A 10,922-nucleotide genomic window follows, 5' to 3' on the forward strand; every position below is an offset into this window, starting at 1 on the left:
ATCAGAAGAAAGCCGTTGTGCGCACAAACTCGCGTAGCGGCCTTCCGTCTGCGGTGTAGAGCGTGACGTGAAACTCGCGCGTTCCTAACATTTCGACCAGGTCACCTTCTGAAAGGGTAAAAGTAGGTTGGGGGGCATGAAGCACCAAAAGCCGACGTGTGCCCGAGGAGACTTCGATGCGGACGACCGTCTTGGGAAGATGGGTTAGGGTGCAAGAAATTTGGTGGCTGCTGCGCGTGCAGTTTAATTCGGGCAGCATGGCGGCAGGCTCTTGGGCTACTTGAACTGGGCGGTGCAGCCGCCCGCGCACGTCCAGCACCATAAAGCTTGGGGGATTCAAGCTCAAAACCCCAATGGTTGTAAAGAAAACCGTAAACATGGTAAGCGAAAAATGCCCTCCAAGCCAGTGCAAAATTGGATACCGTTGCTGCCGGCGTAGCCAAGGGATAAGGCGAGGGACGAGCATCAGATGGGTTAACGGTCCCCACCAGAACAACAATGCGCCGTAGAGGATCAGCACCTTAGGCCAGTATACACCGGGCAAATAAGCATGTAGCAGATTGCCGGCAGCCCAGCAAAAAAAGCCAAAGAAGAACAGCGCGCCACTTTTGAGCACTTGCCAACCAGGACTACTGGCATAGTAAATGCTTTTGATAAGGCGCCAGAGCCGTTGACCTCGGCTGAGCCTCCGCCACCCTGCCGGTGGCATAGTGGCGGAGGGCTCAGCTGTTCCATTGAGCTGCACAGAAGGGTCAACTTGCTGCAGTGCCATGGCCTACGCTCCTCAGCCGATTGCCCACAGGCGACCTAGCAGGTACCAGTTTAGCACATAGATGATTATGAATACCGCCAGGAAAATAAGCGTTAGCGTAAAAGTCCCTTGCATGGAGTACTGATGAATGGGCTTGTCGTCGACGCCTCCGGAAATCAGCGGCGGCATTACAAGGGCAGGATTGTCAACGCGCTTTCCGAAAAGCAAAGAACCTGCAGCAATCAGCAAAAAGCTAGCTCCACCAATAAGAGCAAAAATGGCGGCTATGCCAAAGATAGCGAACAGGGGCGAGGCTGCAGCAAAGCTGAAGTCCGTACCTGGGAAGCTCATTACCGAAGGGTGGCGCCGCGGCACGCCATAGAGCAGGCCCAGGTAAATCATCATAATTGTGGCCAGCCCCATGGCTACAGCGTAGAAATAAGGCTGAAGGCGCGCCAGCGGTTTGAGCACCAGGTCCCGATGGAAAAGAACCGGCAGGGCAAAATAGACCAGCCCCATAAAGGTTAGCGTGGTGCCCAGGACTACCGTTCCGTGAAAATGACCAGGCACCGCCAACGTGTTGTGCCAGGTCAAGTTAACTTGCGTTTGACCCATCACCACGCCCGAAATCCCTCCAATAAAGCCAAACAAAATGATGCCTAGCGCTGTGGCCGAAAAGACCGGATTCCCCCAAGGTGCTGACCAAAGCCATCCAAACAAGCCTTGCCTTCCAAAGCCCCGCTTACGCCGGCCAGCTTCCAACCCCGCCGGGATAGCAAAAGCATGAATCATACTGGCCAGCACTGCTCCGTAGACCGCGTAGGAGGTGTTCCAATGCTTCCAGCTGGTATGAATGCCCGGATCGGCCAGCAGGTGATGGGCTGCACCCATGTTGATAAAGAACAGATACAGCACGAACGCCACCCGTGAAAGCCGTTCACTGACCACTTCAGCACCTCCCACCACATGCGTTAAAAAGTACCAAACCGTAATCATCGCCGCCAGGTTGATCTGCTGGCTACCATGCCCAATGATCCAGTACATCTGGCGGTACCAGGCCGCATCGAGGTGTTCAATGAGCCCAATGCGCCAAAGCAACGTAGGTACGTAGGTGATCAGGCCGCCTAATAATGCCTCCAAGGCAATAATCGCCGTGATAAAGGCCCCAAAGGTGACCAGCGGCAACGTTCGATTTGGGAATTCCTGCTTCTCTTGCCAGATGCTGACAAAAAACGGCAACGCTGCGATAATCACACCAACAATAAATAGAATCGCACCCAAGTAAAACAAAGCTGGAGAAGGTAAGGGCACATAAGAGGTCAAAAGCGGCGCATTGTCGGGCGCTTCCGTAGTGGCAATCGCATGATTGATCAGTAAAGCCGATGCCAACATTACTGCATAGCCGACCCCGGCCAGTTTGGGTAACGGCAGCGGGCGGCCCAATACCAACGGCCCTCCAATGTACAAAATGGCCACCTCCATGAAGACCATCCAGAAAATGAGCAAATTCCAGGCGTGGATGCTGAGCCATTTATAAAAGGCCGGGGGCGTAGCTAGGCCGATTACCTCCCAGCGCGTGAGCGCCACAAAAATGGCCGAAATGCCACCAACCAGCAATGCTGCAACAGCCGTCAGGGCAAACAACTTAACATAACGCTCGACGCTCTGATGCAACCGCAGACCTGTTACCGGACAGGTACGAAACCCTGCTGCGTCGTAGATTCCAGAAAGTAGCAGGCCAGACATAGATCATTCCTCCACAATGAAAACACCTTGCATGACTTGATGCCCAAGGCCGCAAAACTCGTTGCAAATCACGCGATAGATTCCTGGCTCATCGAACCGCATCGGAATCACCCACTCATAACCAGGCAGCAGCTGCAGCGTAATCTGCTTGCTTAAGGCATGCTCTGGCCGAATAGAAAGCCCATGCTGCACATCATAGCTGCTGAGATGAAAGCGGTAAGTTTTCCCTGCCTTGAGCACAACCGGCAAGCCATCAAATCCATACCGCATAGCCGCGAGGTAGACATCCTCGCCAGCAGGACGTAATCCTTGCGCTGTGGATACGCTGGCTTCACGATAAGCAATCAGCTTGCTCCGGTAAGCCATGGGATCAATGCGGTACGTTGGGCCATGTTGGTTCTGGTGCCCAATAAAACTCCAGGCCACCATCCAGCCAAACAAGACCACCCCCCACACCGCACTGATCCAGACCCAGAGCTTTTCATAACGACTGGCAGGAATCGACCACCAGTGCTGCTCTAAAGGCTTTAGCGGAGAACTCATGGCGCCGCGCCTCCAACCGGGATGGTGAGTAAATCGATCATTCCCCAAGCGAGGTAGGAAAGCACAAAAAACACGATCGCTGCACCCGCCAGCAGCCACAGGTTGTCAAAGACCTGCTGCGGCCAAGGTGGCGTTTGACCCGTACGCGTCTCCATAGCACCTAAGGATTGCACCTTCTGAAACAGAAAATAAAATAAATCGTAATTAGTACTAATTAATCCTAATTCGAGAATACAAAAAAATTTCATCTTAGGCAGTCGATCTTATCCGCAGCCATGCAAGCAGCGCGCGTCAAGTGCTAGGGGATGTGGTGTGTAGTCTAAAGGCCTGTCTTTTGCTATCTTGCATGGGCGGAATTCCAAAAAGCCTTTTATAGTCCCGGCTAAAGTGAGCAGCGTCGTTGTAGCCTACGCGATAGGCAGTCGTGGCCACGTCTAACCCTTCTATGAGAAGGAGGCGTCGCGCCTCTTGGAGGCGCAGCCGTTTCTGGAATTGCAGTGGGCTCATGCCCGTGACTGCCTTAAAGTGTGCATAAAAAGCGGAAACGCTCATGCCCAGCGTTTGGGCAAGCCGTTCAATGTGCAGCGATCGGTCAAAAGTAGCTCGAATTTGTTGGATGGCTTGCGTAATGCGGTGATGCTGACCGCTAAGCATTACCAGATGGCGTAGCCGGGCTCCTTGCCCATCTTGAAGCAGCCGAAAGATAATTTCGCGCGTAATCAGAGGCATTAAAACGGGCGCTTCGTTTGGCACTGCTGCCAATCGCGCAAGCCGCACCACCGCTTCCAGCAGGGGCAGACCCAGCGGATTCACTTCGAAAGCCGATGCTTCGGCTCCGTCTGGCGAGGGGATATAGCCAGACTCAATCATGACGGCGCTAACCAAGCGGGGATCAAGCGCAAGGCGAAGGCTCAGGTAGGGCCGCTCTGCCGAAGCTTCCACAACGTGGCTGGCTACCGGAAGCTCTAGAGTAGCAATCAAGTAATGATAAGGATCATACCGATAGCGCCGGCTGCCTACCAAAACCTCCTTGCTGCCCTGCGCGATCACGCAAAAAGCCGGTTCAAAAAGACTGTGGTAGAGCTCCGTAGGGGTAGAAATTCGGAAAAAGCTCAGGCCGTTGAGCGGCTCGCACCCCCCATCTTGGGGAACCATCTGGCAAATGCGCTCAACCAGCTCTTCCCGGTAGGCCTGAGCTTGCAGCGCCTCACGGTTGTGCATGGCTTCCCGAGGACATGTTGTGGACACTTTTGTTACCCTGCTTCCAGACTTCTGCTTCGTAAGATCATGCAAAAATTCTGGAGCAACGTGCTATAAAGTTAGATCAACTGGGTAATAAAATTACAGACGCGAAAGAAAATCCGACATCCAGGCTTTTATGCGTGCGACGGTTCTTTTTGGCCCACGTGATGTGCGTGTTGTACGGGTTCCTGATCCCCAGATCTGTGAGCCAACGGATGCAATCATCCGGGTGGTTGTGGCGTGCATTTGCGGCAGTGATTTATGGCCTTATCGGGGAATTGATGTGGTGCCAGAGACAGGGCGGTCGATGGGGCATGAGGCCATTGGGGTGGTAGAGGATGTGGGTGCTGCGGTAGCGCGGGTGAAACGGGGCGATGTAGTGCTAATGCCTTTTGCCTTTTCTGATGGCAGCTGCACCTTTTGCCACGAAGGACTACACACCGCTTGCCTGCATGGAGGCTTCTTTGGATACACCCCAGGTATAGGGGGAGCACAGGCTGAAGCCGTACGCATTCCTTTTGCAGATGGTACGCTTTACAAGGTGCCGGTAAGCGAAAACGACACCGTGCTTTTACCCCATCTCCTTACCCTGACAGACGTGATGGGTACGGGCTACCATGCAGCAGTCACGGCGCGCGTCGGTCCAGGGAAAATTGCGGCTATTATTGGCGATGGTGCTGTAGGACTGTGTAGCGTTATTGCAGCCAAGCGGCTGGGGGCTGAGCGTATCCTCTTGCTGGGGCACCATTTGGACCGGATCGCATTGGCTCAGGAATTTGGTGCTACAGACCTTGTAACCGAGCAGGGTGAAGCAGCCGTGGAGCGCATACGCGAACTGACCGGAGGTCTCGGTGCACACGCCGTACTGGAGTGTGTGGGTACGGAAGAAGCTATAGAGACGGCAGTGCAGATTGTGCGTCCAGGTGGTGCTATCGGCCGCGTCGGCGTGCCTCACTATGCCGGCATGCCAGCAGGCCTGACCTTCTTTAAGAATGTGACCGTGGCTGGAGGTCCAGCCCCTACCCGAGCTTATATGGACGCGCTTTTGCCTGATCTGCTCGAGGGGCGTTTGCAGCCTGGACGCGTTTTCGATCTCAGTCTACCTCTAGATCAGGTGGCTGAAGGCTATCGAGCTATGGACGAGCGCCGAGCGATCAAAGTGCTGCTTAAGCCCTAAACCATACGTCATGTTTCGAAGCGGCATCCACAAGTTGGTTGCGTGCGGCGCAATACTGCTTGTAAATGCATCCTGGGGCCAAGATACGCTGCGCCTGGTGCGGCTTAACCATCCGGTGGTTCTCGATGGCCGCGTCGAGGAACCCGCATGGGAAGCGGTGCCTCCGCTGCCACTGGTGGTGTTGGTACCGCAGTATCGAATGGCGCCCACGGAGCGAACCGAGATTCGGGTAGCTTACGACGAGCGGTACCTATACGTCTCAGGTCGTTTGTACGACTCGGATCCGAAAGGCATCCGGGCTAGAACGCTCTACCGGGACGCTTTTGCCGGGGATGACCACTTTTGCTTTGCCTTAGACACCTACAACGACCGGCTGTCGGCTGCTTGGTTTTGCGTCAATCCGGCAGGCAATCGAATTGACCAGACCATCGGCAACGACGGAGATTTTGCTACTATAAATCGGGACTGGAACACCTATTGGGATGCTGCCACGACCCAAAATGAACAGGGATGGTTTGCAGAGATACGCATCCCGTTTTCAAGCCTTGGCTTTCTAGATCACCAAGGGCGTGTCGTTATGGGCCTGTCGGCCTATCGTTTTATTGCACGCAAGAACGAACGGCATATTTTCCCCGACATGCCCCCAACTGTCCAAGCCTTTTTCATTCCCGTTAAGCCATCACGCATGGCGCGCGTGCTGTTCGAAGGCATTCGTCGACGCACCCCCGTTTACGTGGCACCTTACAGCTTGGTGGGCAGGCAACAACAGGCACAGTTGAACACAGCAGCGTATAACGTATTGCACGACAACCGCCAGGAAGTCGGGCTAGACGTGCGCTATAGCCCTTCGCCAAGCTTTTCCATCGATTTCACAGCCAACACGGATTTTGCCCAAGTAGAAGCCGATGACCAGCAAATCAACCTGACCCGTTTCCCGCTCTTTTTCCCAGAAAAACGCCAGTTTTTCCAGGAACGCGCCGAGCTTTTTGAGTTTGGATTGGGGGGACCTTTCAATCGGCTGTTTCATTCCCGTAGCATTGGGCTTGTAGAAGGGAGGCCTATCCGTCTGCTTGGCGGGGTGCGAATGGTGGGACGTATGGGAGGCACCGATCTAGGACTGCTCACCATGCAGACCGCTGCCGAAAGGGAGTTGCCTGCAGAAAACTTTGGGGTTCTTCGGGTCCGACAACGGGTGTTGAATCCAAACTCGAACGTAGGGCTAATGCTCACCTCGCGCATAGGCGACGATGGGAGCTACAATGTCGCTTCTGGCCTAGATGCGCTGTTACGGCTTGTCGGTGAGGAATACGTCACGCTGCGGTTTGCGCATACGTTCGCAAAAGATCAGGAAAGCGTAAGCTTCCCAAAGGCTTCGCATCTGCTGCTTCGTTGGGAGCGAAGGGCTCAGGGCGGCTTTTCCTATGCAACCGAGGTGGTGCACTCTGGGGCTGCATTCAATCCAGGAATCGGCTTTCTCCTGCGACGCAACTTCACGGCAGTCAACAGCCAGCTTCAATATTTGTGGTTTGGCGGGCCGGCTTCACCCCTTCGGACCTACACGGTGCGAGGAACCCTCGCGCATTTTCTCCGCAACGAAAAAGCTGCGGTGGAATCGGCACAGTTGACCCCTACCCTGGAGGCAGAGTTCAAAAGTGGCAACCGCCTGAATGTATCCTACCGGGCCAATTATGAAAGCGTGCTTTCCCCCTTTGCTATAGCACCCCAAGTGCTCATCCCAACGGGTAACTACTGGTTTCACGAGCTCGAACTTATGTTCATCTCAAGGCCTGGGGTCACGTTACGCCCCAATTTTACCCTAACGGCTGGGCAGTTTTTTGATGGGTATCGAACGGCTGTAGAGTTACGGCCCACGCTAAACGCGTCGCGACATGTTGAGCTGGGCGCAGATTACAGTTTGAATTGGATCCGTTTCCCAAATCGGAATCAAAAGATCGACATGCATCTGTTGCGTTTGCGTTTGCGCTTTGCTTACGACGTGCGCCTGTCGCTCAGCGCGCTGTTGCAATACAACAGCGTCAGCGATCGGTTCGACGTAAACATGCGCTTGCGCTACAACTTCCGCGACGGTAGGGATTTGTGGATTGTCTACAACGAAACCCTTCATACGGACCGTAAGGGCTGGCATCCAAGGCCACCTTTGTCGCTGGGACGGGCCTTTTTGGTCAAATACACCCATACGTTTATCTGGTAACAAAAACCACCATGCAAAAACGCACTCTTGGGAAAAGTGGTCTGGAGGTTTCGGCGATTGGGCTGGGTTGCATGCGGATGAGTTTTGGGCAGGCTCCGCTGCCAGACCGAAAAGCAATGATTGCACTGCTGCGCAAAGCAGTGGCGTTGGGAATCACTTTTTTCGATACAGCCGAAATCTATGGCCCTTATACTAACGAAGCATTGGTCGGCGAGGCACTTGAGCCTTTCAAAGGTAAGGTAATTGTTGCCACAAAGTTTGGACTGCGACTCGAGGTGGAAACAGGCCAAATCGTACCCGACAGCCGACCTGAGCACATCCGCAAAAGTGTTGAAGGATCGCTGCGACGGTTGCGTTTAGAGGCTATTGATTTGTATTACCAGCATCGTGTAGATCCGAACGTGCCGATCGAAGAGGTAGCAGGGACCATAAGCGACCTGATCTGGGAGGGTAAAGTCCGCCATTTCGGCCTTTCAGAAGCTTCGGCCCAGACAATCCGTCGAGCGCATGCGGTCTGTCCTGTGACGGCTTTGCAAAGCGAATACGCCCTATGGTGGCGCCGTCCAGAAGAAGATATCCTGCCCACCTGCGAGGCCTTAGGCATCGGGTTCGTTCCTTATAGTCCACTGGGCAAAGGTTTTCTCACAGGGACGATCAAGGAGACCACCACGTTTGATCCCTCCGATTTGCGCAGCCGCATTCCTCGCTTTTCGCCTGAAGCTCGCAGAGCAAACTTAACCTTAATAGCGCTGCTAAACCAGATTGCTGTGCAGAAAAAAGCCTCGCCAGCGCAAATTGCCCTAGCGTGGTTATTGGCCCAAAAACCGTGGATTGTCCCCATTCCGGGCACCACAAAGCTAGATCGGTTAAAGGAAAATATGGAAGCCGTCAGGGTAGAGTTCACCCCGGATGAGCTAACGACAATAGCAGAGGCACTGGCGCAGATCCCAATCCAAGGGGCACGCTATCCCGAAGCATTGGAACGCATGACCTACCTTTGAGCAAAGGGACTTCGTAATCCCCTTTGGGGCGGTCCCATGCAAATCTGGAATCAAGATGTTAAAAATCAAAGGCTTAAAATACGGTAACCTCAGGCGGATTGAGAAAGGCGGGTTGCTGTGGATAGGGTTGATGGGGATCCTAGCAACCGGGAAGGCCCAACAGCTCCCCGTTGACATGGAACGACCAGTTGAGGCCGCGGGGGAGGTTGCCGTTGATCGATCGGCTCTTGTAGTGCCGTATGCGCTACCGCTTTTTCTGGTGCTGACAGGCGACGACAGCTTTGGCGCACGGCGCCAAAATCCGGATGCGTGGCTTGAGTTTAGGAAGACGCACGATCTGCCCTTTTCGGCTGCGGCCGAAGCGTTGGCTTGCGTGAGGGATACAACTAAAAATGGGACTATGGCGCCTGATATTCAAGTTCACAGAAACCTTTCTTGGAGTACAGGTTCGAGCGAATTTTTTACTGGAGAGGTGCGTGTGCAGCGCTTTGAGGCCCCTGCACCGGCGCGCGTCCGGGCTTCTAAGGTTACATTTGCTCCAGGTGCCCGAACGGCTTGGCATAGCCATCCCCTAGGCCAAATCCTCATTGTAACTGAAGGTCGTGGCCTTGTGCAGCGTTGGGGTGGGGCGATTCAAGAAATTTTACCTGGAGACGTGGTTTGGATTCCCCCTGGCGTGAAGCACTGGCATGGGGCCACGCCAAATGCACCTATGACCCATATTGCCATTGTGGAAGCGCTCGAGGGCGAGGTGGTCACGTGGATGGAGTTGGTTACAGAGGCGCAGTATCTAGGTCAATAAAGTCAATAAAATATGTCTCGAAAAGCTTCCTGCTACTTAAACGGTTTGATGTGGGCCTTGTGGGGGTGTTTGGGGTTATGGCCCTGGGGCACGTTTGCTCAGGAAGGGGGGAACGCTATCGCGGTGCAGGGCATGGTTACACTGACCAACAAAGGTGTTTCCTTTATTCCAGCGTTTACGTTGGGTAAGCCTGCGGTTGTTTTTGACGGATCGTTAGGACGCCGGCTTCGCTTTGAGCCCCAGCTCCGGTTTGCACTTGAAGGCCGACCCTGGAGTTTTCTTTTCTGGTGGCGCTATCCTTTGTGGGAAACCCAGCGATTTCGTTTGCGGTTGGGTGGGCATCCGGCATTGGCCTTCCGAACCCGATCTGTGCTTACGGATGCAGGTCGAGAAGAGGTGACCGTTGTCTGGCGCTTTTTGGCTGGTGAGCTGGGGGCCCGCTACACCGTAGCTCATGGGGTAGACCTAGGCCTCCAGTATTTGTATTCGCGCGGCGTAGAAAAAACGATCCCACAGCCCAAAAATACGCATTACCTTGCCCTGCAACCTGAGTTTTCGGCACGTTTCTTTTCGCAGAAGCTTACGGTAACCCTCCGCCCGCAAGTTTACTATCTTCGGGTAGACGACCAGCAGGGATATTACTTGGCTACAAGCCTTACGTTACGTAAGCAACGCTTCCCCCTGATGCTTTCAGGACTGCTTAATCGAAGCTTGCAGACGAACCTACCGGGGAGAAATCTGGTGTGGAATGTCAGTTTGGGATATGTGTGGGATATATGACCTAAAATGAGCGAAAGAAAAAAGCGTAAAGGCTTGTCTAGGGGTTTTGACTTATTGCCGCGCATGTCGTTTCTTTAATATTCGGTGTACTGGTCAATCAAAAGGGGTATGATGCCGCGTGCGTGGTACTGGGGCGTGTTGCTTTTAGGGCTTGGCGCTTGGGGATTCCCTGGAGCGGTAGAACTGTCCTATTTCAAGGTGGCTGCTGAAGGGAATGACTTGGTCATCAGTTGGGAAGCCAGCCGCGAAGAAAGCGTGCAGCGGTATGAATTGCGGCGACGTACGCCTTTTAGCAAAGGCCAGTATGTGCTGGTTGCCCAGCTTCAAGCCCAAGGGGCAGGGCGAACGTATCGGTACGTGGATCGGCAAGTCTACAAGCAGACAGCGGACGAAGTAGCCTATCAGCTCTGGGTTGTTTATGGGGACGGTACAGCGCAGCAACTGGCCGAGCAGGCAATCAACTATACGCCCACGGCGGTGCGGCGCACATGGGGAAGCATCAAAGCGATGTTTCAGCGATGAGGCGGGTGCAAATTTTAACGCCAGCACATGTCGCCCGCATGCTGGATCGGATGGCCTATGAAGTGTTGGAGCGCAACCGTGGTGGAGCGGGATTGGTTGTGGTGGGCATTCAGCGTAAAGGGGTATCGGTAGCGGAGAAACTAGCT

At 54.1% G+C, this 10,922-nt stretch carries 12 protein-coding genes (1 of these 12 cut by a window edge); 7 read left to right on the top strand and 5 right to left on the bottom strand.

Features of this window, described 5'->3' with window-relative positions; translation table 11 throughout:
* Window position 1: 1 nt before the first annotated feature.
* The 5 genes from J8E65_RS02750 to J8E65_RS02770 all read right to left on the bottom strand — a co-directional run bounded on the left by J8E65_RS02750 (window position 2) and on the right by J8E65_RS02770 (window position 4,261).
* Window positions 2–772, bottom strand: coding sequence for a hypothetical protein (locus J8E65_RS02750; protein ID WP_210373840.1), 771 nt, complete (start codon window positions 770–772; stop codon window positions 2–4).
* Between the two features lie 12 nt (window positions 773–784).
* Complete coding sequence (locus J8E65_RS02755; RefSeq protein ID WP_210373841.1) at window positions 785–2,497, bottom strand: cytochrome c oxidase subunit I; 1,713 nt, start codon at window positions 2,495–2,497, stop codon at window positions 785–787.
* A gap of 3 nt (window positions 2,498–2,500) precedes the next feature.
* Window positions 2,501–3,040: a cupredoxin domain-containing protein gene (locus J8E65_RS02760; RefSeq protein WP_210373842.1), complete on the bottom strand. Its 540-nt coding sequence runs from the start codon at window positions 3,038–3,040 to the stop codon at window positions 2,501–2,503.
* A complete protein-coding gene (locus J8E65_RS02765) occupies window positions 3,037–3,195 on the bottom strand; it encodes a hypothetical protein (RefSeq protein WP_210373843.1) in 159 nt (52 codons plus the stop codon). The genes J8E65_RS02760 and J8E65_RS02765 overlap by 4 nt, the downstream gene beginning before the upstream one ends.
* A 136-nt stretch (window positions 3,196–3,331) precedes the next feature.
* Window positions 3,332–4,261, bottom strand: a complete 930-nt coding sequence (locus tag J8E65_RS02770; protein ID WP_210373844.1) for an AraC family transcriptional regulator — start codon at window positions 4,259–4,261, stop codon at window positions 3,332–3,334.
* A 157-nt stretch (window positions 4,262–4,418) separates the two neighbouring features.
* Between J8E65_RS02770 and J8E65_RS02775 the strand changes: the two genes are divergently transcribed.
* The 7 genes from J8E65_RS02775 to pyrR form a co-directional block, all read left to right on the top strand.
* On the top strand, window positions 4,419–5,459 hold the full coding sequence (locus tag J8E65_RS02775; protein WP_210373845.1) for a zinc-dependent alcohol dehydrogenase family protein: 1,041 nt from the start codon (window positions 4,419–4,421) through the stop codon (window positions 5,457–5,459).
* Window positions 5,460–5,469: 10 nt separating this feature from the next.
* The gene (locus J8E65_RS02780; RefSeq protein WP_210373846.1) at window positions 5,470–7,671 is read left to right on the top strand and encodes a DUF5916 domain-containing protein; all 2,202 of its coding nucleotides are present in this window, start codon (window positions 5,470–5,472) and stop codon (window positions 7,669–7,671) included.
* Between the two features lie 11 nt (window positions 7,672–7,682).
* On the top strand, window positions 7,683–8,672 hold the full coding sequence (locus J8E65_RS02785) for an aldo/keto reductase (RefSeq protein ID WP_210373847.1): 990 nt from the start codon (window positions 7,683–7,685) through the stop codon (window positions 8,670–8,672).
* Window positions 8,673–9,072: 400 nt separating this feature from the next.
* A complete protein-coding gene (locus J8E65_RS12705) occupies window positions 9,073–9,474 on the top strand; it encodes a (R)-mandelonitrile lyase (RefSeq protein ID WP_272491917.1) in 402 nt (133 codons plus the stop codon).
* Between the two features lie 12 nt (window positions 9,475–9,486).
* Window positions 9,487–10,254, top strand: a complete 768-nt coding sequence (locus tag J8E65_RS02795; RefSeq protein ID WP_210373849.1) for a hypothetical protein — start codon at window positions 9,487–9,489, stop codon at window positions 10,252–10,254.
* A gap of 108 nt (window positions 10,255–10,362) precedes the next feature.
* The gene (locus J8E65_RS02800; protein ID WP_237181554.1) at window positions 10,363–10,776 is read left to right on the top strand and encodes a hypothetical protein; all 414 of its coding nucleotides are present in this window, start codon (window positions 10,363–10,365) and stop codon (window positions 10,774–10,776) included.
* Window positions 10,773–10,922, top strand: the start of a protein-coding gene (pyrR, locus tag J8E65_RS02805; RefSeq protein WP_210373850.1) for a bifunctional pyr operon transcriptional regulator/uracil phosphoribosyltransferase PyrR. 375 nt of this gene lie beyond the right edge of the window; 150 of the gene's 525 nt are visible here — the first part of the coding sequence; the start codon lies at window positions 10,773–10,775; its stop codon lies off the right edge, out of view. Before J8E65_RS02800 ends, pyrR begins: the two co-directional genes overlap by 4 nt.

Origin of the sequence: Rhodothermus bifroesti (genome assembly GCF_017908595.1) — a bacterium.
In the GTDB taxonomy this organism is placed as follows: domain Bacteria; phylum Bacteroidota; class Rhodothermia; order Rhodothermales; family Rhodothermaceae; genus Rhodothermus; species Rhodothermus bifroesti.